Raw genomic sequence first — 17,741 nt, 5'->3', positions numbered from 1 at the left:
ATGGCGTCCGCCCTGCCCCTTGTTTCCTTGATCGCCAGCCTCGCCGCCGCCCCCGTGCAGGCACAGGAGCAGCCCGTTGTTGCCGATGTGCAGGCGCCCCTGCCCGCCGATGACGCGAGCGCGATCGATGCCGAGGAGGCGCTGGTCGAGGGACGCAAACGCCCCGGATTTCAGCGCGGGCTCCCCGAAAAGATCATCCAGGACAATCCCGGCGCGGTCCGCCCGCCGCCGCCCGAGGCGTTTCCGACCGAAAGCTTTCCGGTTCCCGACCGCTGGCGCCTGATCGAAACGCTGGGCGTGGTGAAGGAACGCTGGTTCGACCCGTATCACCAGAACACGCTGAAGGGCGATCGGCCGATCAGCCTTGAGAAGAAGCCCAAATGGCTGCCGATCAAGGGCAATGACTGGTTCTTCGTCGCCAATGCGGTGTCGGACACTGTAGTCGAGCCGCGCAGCTTTCCCATTCCGGTGGGGGTGCAGACCACCGACCGCCCCGGCAGCAACGATGTGTTCGGCCGGTCGAACAGCCTGGTCACCGCGCAGACCTTCATCGTCGGCGGCGCGCTGATCAAGGGATCGACCGCTTACCGCCCGCCCGATGTCGAATATCGACTGACGCTTGCCTATCAGATAAACCATGTCGACGTGGCCGAACGCCGCGTGCTGTTCGTCGAGCCATCGAAGCCGACCAACCGCACCGACGATTTCCTTGGCGTGCAGGAAGCCTTTGTCGACTATCACCTCGGCAACTCGTCCGACCGGTATGATTTCTATTCGATCCGCGCGGGTATCCAGCCGTTCAACATGGATTTCCGCGGTTTCCTGTTTCAGGACAACCAGCTGGGCATCCGCCTGTTCGGCAACCGCGACAATAACCGTGTTCAGTTCAACCTCGGCGCGATCTGGCGGTTGGAAAAGGACACGAATAGCGGGCTGAACGACGTAACCCAGCGCATTCGCGACGACTGGGTGTTCTTTGCCAATGTGTTCCGGCAGGACCTGCCCTTTCCCGGTTTCACCAGCCAGTTCTCCGTCACCTATAACCGCAATCGCGAAGGCGATCAGATCAAGGTGGACGATAACGGCTTTCCGGTGCGCCCCGGGCTGATCGGCGACCTGCGCGCGCGCGATTACGATATCGTCTATCTCGGCTATTCGGGTGATGGCCGCATTGGCCGGATCAACCTGACCCATTCGCTCTATGCCGCACTGGGCGAAGACCGGAACAGCATCTTCACGAGCAAGCCCGCCAAGGTGCGCAGCTATTTCGCCGCGGCCGAGGCGAGCTATGATGTCGACTGGGCGCGTTTTCGCCTGTCCGGTCTGTTCGCCAGCGGTGACGGCGACCCTTATGACAACCGGGAAACCGGCTTCGACGCGATTTTCGAGAACCCGATCTTTGCGGGCGCCGATACCAGCTACTGGATCCGGCAGACCATTCCCTTTGCCGGCGGCGGCCGGGCGATCGGCGTTCAGGGCCGCAACGGCATCCTGAATTCGCTGCGTTCCTCCAAGGAACAGGGCCAGTCCAATTTCAACAATCCGGGTACGATGCTGGTGGGCGCGGGCGCCGATTTCGATCTGACCCCGCAATTCCGGCTTTCAGGCAATGTGAACCGGCTGTGGTTCCACAAGACCGCTGTGCTGCAGGCGCTGCGCAACGAGGGATCGATCCCCAACGATATCGGCTGGGACCTGTCCGCCGCCGCGATCTGGCGCCCCAAGGCGACGCAGAACATCGTTTTCCGCCTGTCCGGCGCGGTGCTCGATCCCGCCAAGGGCTTTCGTGACCTGTTCACCAACGCCCGCCGCGACGACCGCTATTATTCCGTCCTGTTCAACGCGATTCTGGCTTACTGATGCGCGCTTTTCCGATCCGATCCCTCGCCTTTCCGCGCAAGCTTCTGGCCGCCGCGATGCTGTTGTTCATCCCGGCCTCCGTCACACTGGCGGCCGGCGGCGGCGAAAAGCCCGTCCAGCGCATCTATGCCTTCACCGCGCCCGCGCCGCAGAGCCAGACGCCTCAGCAGGCGGCGAGCAAATCGGAAGGCTGCCTGACCTGCCATACGGCCTCAGACGCGCCGACGATGCACACCAGCCCGGCGGTGCAGCTGGGCTGTGTCGACTGCCATGGCGGCGACCCGAAGGTAGCGGGAAATTCGGAACTGCCGCACACTGCCCCCGCCTATGTCGCCGCGCGCGACAAGGCGCATGTGCTGCCGCGCTTTCCGCAAAGCTGGCACTGGCCAAGCTCGGCCAATCCCAAGGCGAGCTATACGCTGCTCAACCGCGAAAGCCCCGAATTCATTCGCTTCGTGAACCCGTCCGACTACCGCGTGGCGCGCGAGAGCTGCGGCGCGTGCCATCTGGAAGTGATCGAGGCATCCGAACGATCGCTGATGGCGTCGGGCGCGATGCTGTGGGGCGGCGCGGCCTACAACAACGGCATCGTCCCCTATAAGAACTATGTCTTTGGCGAGGCCTATACCCGCGACGGGCAGCCCGCCAAGATCGTTTCGCCCGGCACGCCGCACGGCACGGTGACCGATGCGCAGAAGAAGCGCGGCGCGCTGGCGCAGCTTTACCCGCTGCCCACCTGGCATGTCATTCCGCCGGGCGATATTTTCCGCGTGTTCGAGCGCGGCGGGCGCAACATCGGCACGCAGTTCGCCGAGATTGGTCTGCCCAACCCCACGGGCAGCATCCAGCGGCTTGAGGAACCGGGCCGCCCCGACCTGAAGCAATCGAACCGAGGCCCGGCGACGGGCCTGCGCGTCGCGATCCCCGTGCTCAACATCCATAAGACGCGCCTCAACGACCCGTTCACCTGGTTCATGGGCACCAACGACCAGCCGGGCGATTACCGCCATTCGGGCTGCGCCTCGTGCCATGTCATCTATGCCAATGACCGCGAACCCCGGCACAGCCTGATCTATGCCCAGCACGGGCGCGACGGGCAGACGATCACCGTCGACCCGACGATCAAGGACAAGCTGGAACCCGAGGAACACGGCAAGCACGGCGCGATCAAGCAGCCGGGCGACGCCCATGGCCCCGCGCCCAAGGCGCCGGTGAAGGAAAAGGGCCACCCGCTGCAGCATGTCTTCACGCGGCAGATCCCGACCGCGCAGTGCATGAACTGCCACATGCACCAGCCCAATATCTTCCTGAATTCCTATCTCGGCTACACGATGTGGGATTATGAGGCGGATGCGCCGCTGATGTGGCCCGAGCAGCAGAAATATCCGACCGCCGCCGAAGTGCGCAAAGTGCTGGACCGCAATCCCGAAGGCGCCGCACCGCGCGGCAAATGGGCCGACCTCGATTTCCTGCGCCGCGTCTATGACGATGTGAACCCCAAGGCCAAGGACACCCAGTTCGCCGATTATCACGGCCATGGCTGGAATTTCCGTGCCGTGTTCAAGCGCGACCGCGACGGCAACCTGCTCGACGCCGAGGGCAATATCGTATCGCCCGACGATCCGGAGAAATTCCGCAAGAACGGCGCAGCCGAATTCGTCCAGCCCGGCGAGCAAAAGGGCAAGGCCGTCCATCTGATGGACATCCATGCCGAAAAGGGCATGCAGTGCGCCGACTGCCATTTCAGCCAGGACAATCATGGCAACGGCCTGATTTACGGCGAGGTGGCCAATGCGATCGAGATCGGGTGCAAGGACTGCCACGGGACGACGGATGCCCATCCGACGCTGAAGACCTCTGGCCCCGCCGCGCGGCCGGGCGGCACTGACCTGTCGCTGATCCGCAACGCGGATGGCCGCCGCCGTTTCGAATGGCATTATGACGCGAGCGGAAACCGCGTGCTGACCCAGCGTTCGATCGTCGACCCCAAGCTTGAATGGCAGGTGTCACTCGTCAAGGACGCGGTTGATCGCGGTAGCCCGCATTTCAACGCCAAGGCCGCGCGCGCCAAGCTGATGAGTCGGTCTGGCGCGGAAACGGGCACGTTCAGCTTTGGCCCCGGCGTGCCGAAATCGGACCGCGCGCACAGCGACGACAATATGGCGTGTTTCACCTGCCATCTGAGCTGGACGACGAGCTGTGGCGGCTGCCACCTGCCGATCGAGGCGAACTGGAAGACGACGCAGCACAAATATGAGGGCGGCGAAACGCGCAATTTCGCGACCTATAACCCCCAGGTCGCCCGCGACGAGATGTTCCAGCTGGGCCGTCACCAGACGACCAAGGGCAATATCGTCGCGCCGGTGCGCTCGACCTCGGCACTGGTGCTGTCGTCGACCAACCTCAACCGCGAACGCATCTATGTGCAGCAGCCGCCGATTTCATCGATCGGCTATTCGTCGCAGGCCTTTGCACCGCATTTCCCGCACACGGTGCGCCTGACCGAAACCAAGACCTGCACCGATTGCCACTTGTCGGCCGAGGACGACAATAACGCGATCATGTCGCAGTTGCTGTTGCTCGGCACGAACTATGTGAACTTTGTCGGGCTTCATGCCTGGACCGGGCTTGAGGGCGGGTTCCAGGCAACGCGCGTGACCGAATGGGACGAACCGCAGGCGGTGATTGGTTCCTATCTCCACCGCTATGCCTATCCCGATTACTGGTCGATGCATGTCGAGAAGAACGGGCGCGAGTTGAAGAACTGGGTGCGCGGCAAGACCTTTGACAAGAAGCTTTCGGGCGAGACCCGCGCGCTGGAGGAATTCGCCAATGTGACGCAGGGCACCGCCGGTGCGGTCGGCTGCCTGCAGCTGCGCGGCGAATATATGTTCGTGGCCGAGGGCAAGGGCGGTTTCCGTGCCTATGACGTCGCCTCGATCGCGAACAAGGGCTTTTCCGAGCGGATCGTGACGGCGCCCTTCTCCCCGCTGGGCCAGGACATTCAGGTGAAGAGCCGCAACGCCACCTGCGTGGCGCTGCCCACCAACCAGCCGATCGCGCCGCTGCGCAACACGCCCGAGCTGCGTGACATGAACGAGGAACAGCCGTTCCACCCGATCTATAACTATGCGGTGGTGACCGATGCGGTCGAAGGCCTGATCCTGGTCGACGTCAACACGCTGGTTGACGGCGAATTCCGCAACAACTTCCTGAAGCGCACGGTGACGTGGAACCCGGGCAACGTGCTGGAAGGCGCCCGCCACATCACGCTGGCGGGGCATTTCGCCTATATCACCGCGAAGGCCGGGCTTGTCGTCGTCGACCTCGACGATCCGGCCAAGCCGCGGCTGGTGACCACGCTCGCGCTGACCGATGCGCGCGCCTCGGCCGTGCAGTTCCGTTACCTGTGGGTGAGCGATTCCGAGGGGCTGAAGCTGTTCGATATCACCCGGATGGACCAGCCTTTGGCCATCCCCTCGGGCACCGTCCCGCTGGCGGATGCGCGCCGCATCTATCTGGCGCGTACCTATGCCTATGTCGCCGCCAAGGCCGATGGGCTTGTGATCGTCGACATCAAGTCGCCCGAGCGCCCGCACATCTTCCGGAAGGAAAATCTGGGCGGCCGGATGAACGATGCCGAGGACGTGATCGTCGCCAGCACCAACGCATCCGCCTTCGCCTATGTCGCAGACGGGCGGAACGGGCTGAAGGTGCTGCAGCTCACCAACCCGGACAGCCAGCCCAATTTTTACGGCTTCTCCCCCGCGCCGGTGCCCGAGCTGATCGCCTGGGCGAAAACCTCCTCGCCCGCGCTGTCGGTTTCGAAGGGGCTGGACCGCGACCGTGCGGTTGATGAAACCGGCGGGCAGATCGCGGTGTTCGGCCGCCTCGGCAGCCGTCCGTTCACCCGCAAGGAAATGGAGAAGCTGTTCCTCAACAATCGCGGCGTCCCTTATAAGGTGCGCGATACCGTGACGCTGGACGATTGGGTGCCGGCGCTTGCGGCGCGCGATTGAGGGACGCCCGGTCGCGCAAAATCCCCGGATCGGCGCGCGACCGGAGCCTTAACCCCTTTTGGGCGTTGTTCTTTCGACAATGAAGGAGGACGCGATGAAAAGGATCGTTCTGGTTTTCGCGCTGCTCGGCAGTTTTACCGTGGCGGCCTGCAACACGGTTTCGGGCGCGGGCGATGACCTAAAGTCCGCCAGCGAGACCGTCGAAAACGAAATCAACTGAGGTTCGGGGCCGCATCTGCGGCCCCTTTCCGTTTCAGGCCGGGCGTTCGCCCACCATGCCGCGCACCAGCGGCTGCATCCGTTCATCAAAGCTGGCAAGAACGGGATAGCTTTCGGCTTTTTCGAAATGGCTGACCAGTGCCTGGCCGTTCCACCAATGGAGCGCATAGGCGGGCGGCTCGGCAACGATCATCGGGCGGCCATCGGGGCGTTCGGGATCGATGGGGGCCAGATCGAGCGCGACCTGCGGCGCGGTGGACGGGCAGACGGCCAACGGCACGCCTTCAAAGGCGGAAACGATCGGGCGGTGGACGTGGCCGCAGATAATGCCGCGCACTTGAGCGTGCCCGGAAATCGCATCGGCAAAGCGCGCGACCCAGGGTTCGCGCGGATCGGTGTTCATCCATTCGATGCCGAGTTCGACGGGGGGATGATGCATGACGATCAGCGTCGGCCGATCCTTTTCCGCACCCAGCCGATTCGACAGCCAGCGCGCGCGCGTATCGCAAAAGGCGCCGCCATGGCGGCCTTCCTCAAGCGTATCGACGATGATCAGGCGGAGCGCGCCGATATCGGCATGATATTGGATGAACCCGCCCTCACCCGCAAATTCGGGAAAGACGGCGCGAAAGGGCGCGCGTTCGTCGTGATTGCCCATGCACGGCAATGCCGGGATCGGGCAGGTCGAAAAGGCCTGACGCAAGCGTTCATAGCTTTCCCGGTCGCCCCGATCGACAAGATCGCCGGTGGCGAGAAGAATATCGGGCCGCGTACTGATCCCCGCCATATGCGCCAGCACGGCATCGAGCCGCTGGCGATTGAGCTCCCCCGGATTATCCGGTTCGAAACCCAGATGAATGTCGGTGATCTGGCCGATCAACATATACCCTATTCTCCCCGCCCATTGCCGTTTGCAGCAGCATTGGCGGGTAGGACCGGATTGTTTCCGCCCTTCCCCGACGCGACCCGCTGACGTACGCTCCAGTTTAAGCCATCGCCCATGTGATAGCTGTGACACATCGCACAGCCGGACGGCACGGGCTTTTCGACCTTCACCAGCGTTCCGCCCTGTTCGCCGACATGGCAGGTGCGGCAGCTGTTGAGATCGGGGATCAGCAGATCGGTCGCCGCCTTCGATTTCGGCGCGGCGTGGCAGCTTTCGCAGCTTTCCGTCTTGTGGGCGTTGTGATCGAACCAGCCCTTCTGGAAATAGCGGCTGTTCTGGCTGACCGGATGCACGCGGATGTCTGCGACGGAGGGGCCCGTCTTGCTGACCGTGTGGCAATCATAACAAGCGCCGCCTTCGGAAAAGACGGCGTGGATGGCGGCATCCGCCTGCCCGCCGCGCGCCGCAGCCGCGTTAAAATAGGCGTGGTAGACCTGCCCCTCGGCATAGAGACCGGGGCGCCGGCGCGCCATGCCGCCCAGATTGGCCGGGCGGACGGGCGTGGTGCCACGATAGAAAGCGCGCAGATCGGCGATCACCTGTTCGGGCTGGCCATGACGCAGCGTACGAACGGTGCCGCCGACCTTGTCGAACGACAGGCTGTGGCACATGGCGCAATCGCGTTCCATTTCGACCGGGGTAAAGCGTGTTCCGGTGGCATCGGGCTTATGACAGTCCTTGCACGCCAGCGCATCGCCAAAGCCCTGCTCCGCCTTCATCGTCTGCGCCATGCGGGCAACGCCGCCGGTGCGCGACAGGTGGAGATCGTGCGGGAATTTGAGACCGTTATCCTCGGTCGGCTTGCGATCGAAGGAAATACGGCGGAGCGCCGGGGTGGTCCCATTGGGCTGGACGATCACGGCGGGCCGAAACTGCGGATGCGCGGTGCCGAAATCGCCGGCGTCGAGCAGCTTGGTATCGGTCAGCCGCTTGCTGAGATCACCGTGGCAATCGGCGCAGAATTGCTGCGCCGGAGGCGGCATCTTCCCGGCGCCTTCATGCTCGGTATGGCATTCGACACAGCGCCCCTGGGGAATGTTGAAGGCACCGGCAAAGGCAAGCTTGACCTGCCCCCCTAGCCCCGGCGCGGCCTTGGAACCGGCAAGCCGCTTGGGATCGGCATGATCATGGACATCGGTGTGGCAGGTGGCGCAGGCATTGTCGCGCACCGCGACAAACGCTTCGGTATGACAGGCCTGACAGTTATTTTCGAGCGACTTGTGGGCGAGCGACAATTTGCCGCTGGACCAGGTCTGATCGGCGTGGAAGCCCGGCGGACGGGTCTTCACATCCTTGTACGTCGCCCAGCTCCACAGCGGAAAGACGAGGAAGCAGGCAAGCACCAGGCCGATAAAGCTCCAGGCCCCGATCCGCTTGCCGGGCAGGATGCCCGCGAGCGAGAAGACCTTTTGTTCGTCCTTATATTCGGACGCATCGGACAAGGCCTCGATACGCTCGATCGCGAGGATGACGGTGCCATCCTCGAGCGAGACCGTGGCACGGTGGCTGCCGAAGCGCAGCTCTGCACCGCGCGCGGCGTCAATTTCGGCGCCGGCGCTTTGCTGGCCATCGATATCGACGCGTGCGCCATCCAGCGGACGGAGCGCGATATGACGACCATCGATCCGTGTAATCTGCGCATGGCGCAGCGCTACGCCGAGATCGGCGAGATGGATGTCGCTCGCGGCATCGCGGCCGACGGAAAGCGTGCTGGTTTCAACGCGATTGTCGCGGACGATTTCACGCCCGTCCGCCGTTCGCGAAATCTGCCTGATCAGAAAGCTCACGGCCGTATCACCAATAGAAGAAGACAGAGAAGATGTGCGCCGACAGCGCCGCAATGAACGCGAAGGTTATGGGCACATGGATGTAGAGCCAGATTTCCAGCATCGCCTTGAGCTGAAGATGGCGGCGCAGCCGGGCCAAGATCGCTTCCTTGCGCACCAGTAGCGCATCCACCTTTTCCAGCGGATCATCGCCAATGCGCGGGCGATAGGCGGTTTCCTTGCGCACAGCCACCTGCGCCGCGCGCGTCGCGCAATCGGGATAGCGGCCCGAAAGACGCCGGATGAGCCCACCGCCGAACGGATCCTGATCCAGCGACTGGCGCACGGCACCAGCCATCGCCTGATCGAGCGGCTGGGCGGCGTCGTGCAACTGACGATCGATCGCGCGCAGCGCCTCGATCATCTGGGGCTGGGTCATTTCCTCGCGGTTGCTGCTGAGCGCCACGGGAATGGTCGCATAGGCGACCATGCCGAACAGCCCCGACAGGATGACGAGCATCATCAGCCCATAGGCGAGCGTGTGGACGTTCCAGCCGAACTGGAAGCCGGTGTGGAGTGTGCCGACGACGATCAGGCTGAGGCCGAGATAGACATGCGCCGAAGTCCATGCCTTGAGCGACCAGCGCCCGCGCGTCATCGCCCGCTTGCGCACGCCGAGCGCGGTCAGCCAGAGGATCTGGAGCGCGCCGAGCGTGCCGAGGATATAGCCATACCAGCTGCCGCCATTGTGCCGCGGTGTCACATCGATGAGCATATAGGCCGCGATCAGCACTACCGAGAGGATGGTGGCGATCTTGGCCCAGCGGAAATTGCGGTGCCGCAGGAAACCGTCGTGCAGCACGTCGCCCTTTACCCGGCCGGGGGTTCCGATGCGCGTGGCCATCACGCGGCCCCCTGCTGCAGGCGGGAGACGCTGAGAAAATCTTCGGGCGCGACGCGGATGGCAGCCCCCGTGGGACAGGCGCGCACACAAGCGGGGCCACCTTCGAGCCCAGCGCACATGTCGCACTTGATCGCCTTTTTGGGCTTTTCGACAGCCGGATCGCTATGCGCGTAGGACCATTTCTTCGACGGCTCCCCCGGCCCCGGCCCGCGTCCGAAGAGCAGCCACGACAAGAGTCCCGGCTTTTTGGGCGGCACGGCATCCATGCGGATCACGCCATAAGGGCAGTTGCGCTGGCAATTGCCGCAGCCGATGCAGCTATCGTCGATGAACACCTCACCATCGGGACCACGGTGGATCGCGTTGGGCGGGCAATCGGCCATGCAATGCGGATGTTCGCAGTGCCGGCACGATGTGGGCACGTGGAGATGCGCATAGGTGCGCCCCGCCTCGCGATCGAGCCGCGACAGGCCTTCATGGCTGTCGGCACAGGCCTTTTCGCAATTGTCGCAGCCGACACAGAGATTTTCGTCGATGAGGAGAACGTCGGTCGCCTCGCCAATCCCCTGTTCGACTAGGAAGTTGGCGACGCTCGAATACATGTCGACGACACCGGAGAAGCTGTCCTTCTTCGCCTCGATAAAGGCGTTCAGATCCTGCCGCGAGGCCATGTCGCGCCGCGCCTTTTCAAGGAGCGCGGGCTTTGCCTCCATCACCGTGCGGAAGGCGGTGCCATCGAGGCGGATCACCTCCGACTTGACCGCTGCGCGCACGGTTGCGGTGCGGCGGCCACCCGCGATGAGCGCCATTTCGCCGACATAGGAGCCGGCGGGGAGATAGGAGAGAAAGACCGGCTTTCCACCGACCGTCTTTTCGACGACCACCGAGCCCGAGCGGATGACGAAGATATCCTCTCCCTCTTCGCCTTCGGTGATGATCGCCTGACCGGCGCGTATCTGCTTTACCTCGGCGGTATCGAGCAGATGCTGGACATCGCCTGCCACCAGCCCCGAACCGAACATCTGGAGCAGCTGCCGCTCGATCGAAATGCGGGTAACGGCGCGCCTTGCGGCGGGCACCGAGGCCATCAGCTTGAGCGCGGCGGTGCGCGAAATCTCGACAAGGATCGAAGGTTCGGCGGCACGGATCGTCGCCCCACGGCGGCGGCCCGAGATGAGGCCGACTTCGCCGAAGATCGATCCCCTGGCGATCGGGACGGTGATCGAGGGATCGTCCTTGTTCACCTCCACCAGCACGCCGCCATCGGCGATGGCGAAGAGCGACGATCCGGGTTCGTTGCGCGAGAAGACGATTTCTCCGGCGCGGTAGGCCCGCACCTCGGAATCGAGCATGAATTCGCGCATCTGAAGCGGTGAAAGGTCGTTCAGGATCGCGATATTGGCGCGCAGGAATTCGAGCCACTCGGCAACGCTGCGACCGCCGGGCAGGCCAGCGAAACGCTCTTCGAGGATCGGCTCGTCGGCGGGCTTCAGATCCGTATTGCCGTTGATGAACTCGACGACGTCATAGCCCTGATTCATGCAGTGCTTGATCAGCGGATAGCCCGCGAGCGCACCGATCACGAAGATGCCGGGCTTTGTCGCCTCGAACACGGGCGAGAGCTGGGGAAAGGCCTCGCGATCCTCGCTGGTGAAGACGACGCCGCAGCCTTCGACGAACTTGCGGGGCGCCGCCGAGCCCATGCGCGCGATTACCCGATCGCAGCGGATGCGCTCCTCGCCATCGCGGGTGTCGAGCACCAGCCAGCCCTGTTCGACGCGTGCGGGCGAGGTTTCGGTGCGGACATGGACGCGGCCTTCATCGCGCGCCTGCATCAGAAGCTTTACATTGGCGCCCTTGGCACGCGCGAAATCGGCGCCGCGATTGAGGATGGTGACGATGTTGCGCTGTTCGGGGTCCGCGGCCAGCCCAAGCGCGTTCTCGATCCCCGCATCGCCCGAACCGATGACGGTAATATGCTCATCGATATAGGCGCCCGGATCGTCGAGCTGATACTGGATATGGGGCAAATCCCCCCCGGCGCAGCGCAGCAAATTGGGGTTTCCCTGTGTGCCGATGGCGAGGATCACGAATTCAGCCGTGATGCTGTCGCCGCCCGCAAGACTCAGCGTGAAATCGTCCTTCTCACCCGTGATGGCCGCCACATCGGCATGATAACGCACGTTGATGCCGGCGCCGGCCGCCTGCTCGTTCCAGACACCGAGTATCTTTTCGCGCTTGCCCGCTTCGAAATCGACATCCGAGCGCAGCACCAGCTGGCTCGGCGTCGCCATGACGTGCTTGCCCTTTTGATATTTGAAGATCGTGTCGGACAGATGGTCCGTCTTTTCGAGCAACACATGCGATAACCCGAGCGCCGCGGCGCGCGCGGCGGCACTTAATCCCGCCGGCCCGGAACCGACGATCGCAATCCGAAATTTTTCCCCCACGAACAGCCCTATCCTCGACCGTAAACGGACGCCATGTCCCGGTCTTTTATGTAAAAATTCGGTGCGACCCCACGGCCACTTTAACAAAATGATCGTTACGCGCTAGAGACGCTGCCTGCATTATCGCTGATAACATGGGGTTAAAATCATGGCGGCAAAGGAAAATTCTGATCGCAGTGCGCTGCAAATCGGGCGCATAGCGTTGATTTTGGCTGCGATCATCGCCGCCATCGCCATTGCCGTTGCGATTTTCCGTAGCACCGGATCCGGCGATTCGAGCGCGAAAGACACGGCCGCCACTACCGCCGCGCCCTCTCCCGAGGCCGCAATTGCCGAGCTTGAAGCCAAGCTGAAGAAAAACCCCGACGATGTCGAAGGCTGGCAGATGCTGGGCTGGGCGTTTTTCGAAACGGGCCGCTATGCCGAGGCAGCCACCGCCTATCGCAAGGCCGTGGCATTGAGCCCCAATAATGCCGAATTCTCCTCGGCGCTTGGCGAAGCACTGGTGCTAGCGAGCGACGGCAGCTCGGTGCCCGTCGATGCATTGACGGCATTTGAGAAGGCGCTGGCGGTCGATCCAAAGGATCCGCGTGCGCGCTATTTCATCGGCGTTCACAAGGACTTGTCCGGAAAAACGAAGGACGCGCTTGAAGACTGGTTTGCACTTTTGAAGGACACGCCCGCCGGCGCGCCCTGGGAAGCGGATCTGCGCCGGACGATCGAACAGGTCGGTGCCCGCGACAAGATCGACGTGAGTGCCCGTCTGGCTGCAGCAACGCCCGCCGCGCCGATGGCACCCGCGGCCGGATCGGTCGCCACGGCCGCCATTCCCGGCCCCTCGCGCGACGACATGGCCGCCGCCGCCAAGCTGCCGCCAAGCGAGCAGCAGCAGATGGTGCGTGGCATGGTCGACGGGCTGGCCGAGCGACTGGCGCGCAACCCCAAGGATGCCGATGGCTGGATTCGCCTGATGCGCAGCCGCATGGTATTGGGTGAACGCGATCAAGCGCGCGCGGCGCTCACCTCCGCCCGCGCCGCCTTTACCGGGGACTCGGCGCAACTCGCACGTTTCGATCAGGCGGCCCGTGAACTCGGGCTCTGAGCCCCGCGAAAAGGACCGCTATCCAGCAGCAAAGCCATTTGGCATTGCTTTTCCGGCCAGTTTTCCGCAAGGAAACTTGCCTTCAACACATATTGGACGAACAAAAATGGCCGCCAAATGGGCCCCCGACAGCTGGACGAACCATGAAGCACGGCAGCTTCCGAACTATCCGGACGGCGCCGCACTCGAAGCCGCGACCAAGGAGCTTGGCTCCTATCCGCCGCTCGTCTTTGCCGGCGAAGCCCGCAACCTGAAGGCCGACCTCGGCCGCGTGGCGGAGGGCAAGGCCTTTCTGCTTCAGGGCGGCGATTGCGCGGAAAGCTTTGCCGAGTTCCATCCGAACAACATTCGCGACACCTTCCGCGTCATCCTCCAGATGGCCGTGGTGCTCACCTATGCCTCGAAGCTGCCGGTGGTTAAGGTCGGCCGCATGGCGGGCCAGTTCGCCAAGCCGCGCTCGGCGGATATGGAAGATATCGGCGGCGTATCGCTCCCCAGCTATCGCGGCGATATCATCAACGATATCGCGTTCGAGGAAACGGGCCGCATCCCGAATCCGCAGCGCATGGTGCGCGCGTACAGCCAGGCGGCGGCCACGCTCAACCTGCTGCGCGCCTTTGCGCAGGGCGGTTATGCCAATCTGCACCAGGTGCACCGCTGGACCCATGATTTCATGGGCCGCAGCCCCTGGGCCAAGAAGTATAAGGAAACCGCGGACCGGATCGGCGAAGCGCTCGACTTCATGGCGGCGTGCGGGATCGACCCCGAAACCGTACCTCAGCTTTCGGGCACCAATTTCTACACCAGCCACGAAGCATTGCTGCTGCAATATGAGCAGGCGCTGACGCGGCAGGATTCGCTGACCGGTGACTGGTACGACACCAGCGCGCACATGCTGTGGATCGGCGATCGCACGCGTTTCGAGGGCTCGGCGCATGTCGAGTTCCTGCGCGGTATCGGCAACCCGATCGGCATGAAGTGCGGCCCGAGCCTTGAGCCCGACGCGCTGCTTCGTCTGCTCGACACGCTGAACCCCGGCCGCGAAGCCGGACGCATCACGCTGATCACGCGGTACGGGCACGACAAGATCGAAGCCGGGCTGCCCAAGCTGGTGCGCGCGGTGATGCGCGAAGGCCATCCTGTGGTGTGGAGCTGCGACCCGATGCACGGCAACGTGATCAAGGCGCAGAATGGCTACAAGACGCGTCCGTTCGACCGCATTCTGGCTGAAGTGCGCGGCTTCTTCGCTGTCCACCGCGCCGAAGGTAGCTTTGCCGGCGGTATCCATGCGGAAATGACCGGGCAGAACGTCACCGAATGCACGGGCGGCGCGGTCGACGTCACCGAGCAGTCGCTGGCCGATCGCTATCACACGCATTGCGACCCGCGCCTCAACGCCAGCCAGTCGCTGGAACTGGCGTTCCTGCTCGCTGAAATGCTCAATCAGGAACTGGCGGAGCGTCGCAAAGCCGCGGCCTGATCGCCCCTCTTCCGCTTTAATAAGAAAGCGCCTGAAACCTTATGGTTTCGGGCGCTTTTTTATTGATGATCGCAAATCAGCAACGGCTGCATTCAGCTGATAAAAGAAAAGCCCCTGAACGGGGCTTTTCCTGAAACTCAAACTATACCGGGATTAGCGCTGTGCGCCGACCCAGCCGCCACCCATCAGCCAATCCCAGAAGCCACGAGCAGGCTGCTGCTGACGCGATGCTGCGACGGGAAGACGACGATTTCGAGAAAGGTTCTTCATATTGAGCCCCCAAGAATGAGCATGGACCGCCCACGCGATCTGGGAGACTAAATATGGTAAATGGAAATGGTTTACAAGTGTTAACCATCTGCCACGAGTTGGAGGGGCGGCCAGATCTCATTACACAAGCGAATCCAAGGCATTGGCCGTCCGATATGATAGCCTTGTCCGATCTCGCACCCCATGGTTCGAAGCAATCTGAGTGATTCGTCGGTCTCGATTCCTTCCGCAACGACTCGCATGCCAAGCATGTGGGCAAGCTCGATCGTCGAGCGCATGACCGCCTGATCCTCGGCGCTGACGAGAAGCGCCGCAGTAAAGCAGCGGTCTATTTTCAATTCCTTAGCGGGTATCCGTCGAATATAATCGAGCGTCGACATGCCGGTACCGTAATCATCAATCGACAGGCCCACGCCAAGGCTGCGCAATTCGTCGAGCACTTCGAAAGCGCCGTCCCCCTCGCTCATCGCAGCGGTTTCGGTGATCTCCAGGATCAGGCAGGACGCCGAAAGATTATATCGCTCGAGCGATGCCCGGACCATCTCGACCACGCCCCGGTCGACGAGGAGACGGGTGGAAATATTAACCGAAACCTTAAAATTCGGATCCCGCAACAGCGCCGAGGTGACCGTCTGCGCAGCATCATTCAGGACAAAAGAGGTCAACCGATCAATGCGGCCATAGCGCTCCGCCATGGCAATGAACTCACCCGGGTCGATCGGGCCGCGCTTGGTATGGGTCCAACGGACAAGCGCTTCGGCACCGATGATCTTGCCCGTGGCCAATTCCATTTTCGGCTGATAGGCGACCCAGACATCGCCCGCGTCGATCGCCTCTTCGAGTTCGCCGAGCAGCGAAAGCGTCCATTCCTTTTCACCACTGGACGCAGGGTCATGCACCTTCCAGCACACCCCTTCGTCAGCCGCAGCATGCGCTGCGGCCAGAGCACTCGCGAGCCGCGTCGATGGCGGAATATGCGTTTCCCGGTCGACGCCAAAGGCGACATCGGCATCGAAACGGCGATCTCCGACGCCAATCGGCGTTCGGAAAATCAGCTGAAGCGCCTTGAACCGATCGACAACCGATGGAAGCTCTTCGGTCGGCAGCAACCAGAAGAAATTGCCATCATCTCCGTGCAGCATCTCGGCATCCCCCGCCCCCATTGAGAGACGCGCCACAACCTGCCGAAGAAACTCACGCTCGCCATCCGATGGCAAAGTGCTGATGATCTCGGCGAAACGACGGAGACGCACGGCCACAAGGATATGGGGATTGAACCGCTCATCGCGCAGAAAGGCGTTGACGGTGCGAAGCCCGGAAATCGGATTGGTCGAGCCCTGATCGCGGTTACGCCTTCCGATCCACTGCCAGACACTCGCTACGATCGCAAAAAGCAGCAGGAAGAGCGCGGGCGAGATATCCATGAAGATATTCTGCTCTTCAAGAAAAACCGGACCGACGATCACTAAGCCCAACGAGACGGACCCAGTGATGACCGAAGGACCAATGCTTTTCCGGGACAAGAGAAAGAGGACAAGTCCGCAGGTCAGGAGCCATAAGGGAAACCACCCCAGGTCTATCGGTTTTCCAGCCTTTAACGTTTCCGCCCCGATAGCGGATACAAAAACGCTGGCATATCGTCCCTGACCCGGAACCATCAGGGCCCCTTCCAGCCCCCCCAGATTCATACCGACAATGACCGACTTGCCTGTCAACGTGCCGGGCTTAAGCGGCCCCCGTAAAATATCGCCTGCAGCGACATAAGGGATGCTGTTTGCGAGATAGGCATAATCAATGGGGAATTGTTCATCGACTGCCCCTTCAACGCCGGAAATGGCAGCTTCCATCGAGCGCCTCGGGGCACCACCGATCATCTTCTTGTAAGGAAGATCCGTAACGCCATTCCAGTGCGTCACCCAGCGCATCACGCTTACTGCTTCGACCTTGTCTGCAATTTGCGGCATCGGCAGGATGGCCCGCGATCCGGATACGTTGGCAGAAAAATCCATCGAACTCGCCACGAACACGCGATCAGGATAGCGCTTGAACGTATCTGCAAGAATTTGGTCACCCTTGGCGTCAAGCGGCTCCAGATACAGCTCAAAGAACACCCGCTGCGCACCCGCTTCGAACAGCCGATCGGTGAGAACCGCTAGTTTGTCGCGCTTCCAGGGCCAGGAGCCTATTTCGCCCATCGCCTTGTAGTCGATACCGACGACGACGACCTCACCGCTCACGGGTTGGGAGCGCATCTTGTCGCGCATCGTGCGCAAAACGAGATCAAGCGGCGCGCCGAATTCGATAATGCCGAAAATCAGCGAAACGAAAACCAGCCAGGCAAGCAGCTTGTGCTGGCCCAGCCACCGTTTTCCGCTGCGATTATTCAGCAACCATCGCATCCAAAAGACCCTCTGATTGCCGCCATAGCCCAGTGATTATTACCAAAGTGCAAAGATGATCCCGGCTTGTATCGCCACCGGAACGAGAGAAAAGCCGCCCCGATACGCTTCCCGGCACACTTGACGCCACGCCGCCACCGATCGTAGATGAGGTGAAACGCGCTGCGTTGCACTCCAACGCGGCCCCTTCGTCTAGCGGTCAGGACGCGGCCCTCTCACGGCTGAAACACGGGTTCGATTCCCGTAGGGGTCACCAACGCCGGCACCGCGCCTTCAGGGCTGTATTTATGAGAATACTATGGGCGGTGCGGTTTCCTCCGCTCGAA

General features: G+C 62.4%; 10 protein-coding genes and 1 tRNA gene. 6 read left to right on the top strand and 5 right to left on the bottom strand.

Annotated elements, in window-relative coordinates; translation table 11 throughout:
- From QYC26_RS16375 to QYC26_RS16365, 3 genes are all read left to right on the top strand, one after another.
- Window positions 1–1,860: a hypothetical protein gene (locus tag QYC26_RS16375; protein ID WP_317513286.1), complete on the top strand. Its 1,860-nt coding sequence runs from the start codon at window positions 1–3 to the stop codon at window positions 1,858–1,860.
- On the top strand, window positions 1,860–5,879 hold the full coding sequence (locus QYC26_RS16370; RefSeq protein ID WP_411197612.1) for a multiheme c-type cytochrome: 4,020 nt from the start codon (window positions 1,860–1,862) through the stop codon (window positions 5,877–5,879). Before QYC26_RS16375 ends, QYC26_RS16370 begins: the two co-directional genes overlap by 1 nt.
- Window positions 5,880–5,973: 94 nt before the next feature.
- Window positions 5,974–6,099, top strand: coding sequence for an entericidin EcnA/B family protein (locus QYC26_RS16365; protein WP_317513285.1), 126 nt, complete (start codon window positions 5,974–5,976; stop codon window positions 6,097–6,099).
- A gap of 33 nt (window positions 6,100–6,132) precedes the next feature.
- Here the strand turns inward: QYC26_RS16365 and QYC26_RS16360 are convergent, their stop codons facing one another.
- Genes QYC26_RS16360 through QYC26_RS16345 form a run of 4 tightly spaced genes read right to left on the bottom strand, consistent with a single transcriptional unit; the run spans window position 6,133 to window position 12,164 of the window.
- On the bottom strand, window positions 6,133–6,981 hold the full coding sequence (locus QYC26_RS16360; RefSeq protein WP_317513284.1) for a phosphodiesterase: 849 nt from the start codon (window positions 6,979–6,981) through the stop codon (window positions 6,133–6,135).
- Between the two features lie 5 nt (window positions 6,982–6,986).
- A complete protein-coding gene (locus QYC26_RS16355) occupies window positions 6,987–8,831 on the bottom strand; it encodes a cytochrome c3 family protein (protein WP_317513283.1) in 1,845 nt (614 codons plus the stop codon).
- Window positions 8,832–8,838: 7 nt separating this feature from the next.
- Window positions 8,839–9,714, bottom strand: a complete 876-nt coding sequence (locus QYC26_RS16350; RefSeq protein ID WP_317513282.1) for a hypothetical protein — start codon at window positions 9,712–9,714, stop codon at window positions 8,839–8,841.
- On the bottom strand, window positions 9,714–12,164 hold the full coding sequence (locus QYC26_RS16345) for a cyclic nucleotide-binding domain-containing protein (RefSeq protein WP_317513281.1): 2,451 nt from the start codon (window positions 12,162–12,164) through the stop codon (window positions 9,714–9,716). The genes QYC26_RS16350 and QYC26_RS16345 overlap by 1 nt, the downstream gene beginning before the upstream one ends.
- 208 nt (window positions 12,165–12,372) lie before the next feature.
- Here QYC26_RS16345 and QYC26_RS16340 point away from each other — a divergent pair, with 208 nt between their 5' ends.
- Window positions 12,373–13,266: a tetratricopeptide repeat protein gene (locus QYC26_RS16340; protein ID WP_317513280.1), complete on the top strand. Its 894-nt coding sequence runs from the start codon at window positions 12,373–12,375 to the stop codon at window positions 13,264–13,266.
- A gap of 106 nt (window positions 13,267–13,372) precedes the next feature.
- Complete coding sequence (locus QYC26_RS16335; RefSeq protein WP_317513279.1) at window positions 13,373–14,746, top strand: class II 3-deoxy-7-phosphoheptulonate synthase; 1,374 nt, start codon at window positions 13,373–13,375, stop codon at window positions 14,744–14,746.
- 350 nt (window positions 14,747–15,096) lie between these two features.
- Here the strand turns inward: QYC26_RS16335 and QYC26_RS16330 are convergent, their stop codons facing one another.
- A complete protein-coding gene (locus QYC26_RS16330) occupies window positions 15,097–17,415 on the bottom strand; it encodes an EAL domain-containing protein (protein ID WP_317513278.1) in 2,319 nt (772 codons plus the stop codon).
- A 181-nt stretch (window positions 17,416–17,596) separates the two neighbouring features.
- Here QYC26_RS16330 and QYC26_RS16325 point away from each other — a divergent pair.
- A tRNA-Glu gene (locus QYC26_RS16325) sits at window positions 17,597–17,671 on the top strand.
- The last annotated feature ends 70 nt before the right edge of the window (window positions 17,672–17,741 follow it).

The sequence above is a fragment of the Sphingomonas sp. C3-2 genome (genome assembly GCF_033025475.1).
Classification (GTDB): domain Bacteria; phylum Pseudomonadota; class Alphaproteobacteria; order Sphingomonadales; family Sphingomonadaceae; genus Sphingobium_A.
This window is presented reverse-complemented; position numbering and strand designations above follow the sequence as displayed.

Bases quoted from the DNA above. Each gene is read 5' to 3' on its own strand.
- QYC26_RS16375 (WP_317513286.1), top strand. From the start codon at position 1: ATGGCGTCCGCCCTGCCCCTTGTTTCCTTGATCGCCAGCCTCGCCGCC.
- QYC26_RS16330 (WP_317513278.1), bottom strand. From the start codon at position 17,415: ATGCGATGGTTGCTGAATAATCGCAGCGGAAAACGGTGGCTGGGCCAG.
- QYC26_RS16360 (WP_317513284.1), bottom strand. From the start codon at position 6,981: ATGTTGATCGGCCAGATCACCGACATTCATCTGGGTTTCGAACCGGAT.
- QYC26_RS16350 (WP_317513282.1), bottom strand. From the start codon at position 9,714: ATGGCCACGCGCATCGGAACCCCCGGCCGGGTAAAGGGCGACGTGCTG.
- QYC26_RS16335 (WP_317513279.1), top strand. From the start codon at position 13,373: ATGGCCGCCAAATGGGCCCCCGACAGCTGGACGAACCATGAAGCACGG.
- QYC26_RS16365 (WP_317513285.1), top strand. From the start codon at position 5,974: ATGAAAAGGATCGTTCTGGTTTTCGCGCTGCTCGGCAGTTTTACCGTG.
- QYC26_RS16370 (WP_411197612.1), top strand. From the start codon at position 1,860: ATGCGCGCTTTTCCGATCCGATCCCTCGCCTTTCCGCGCAAGCTTCTG.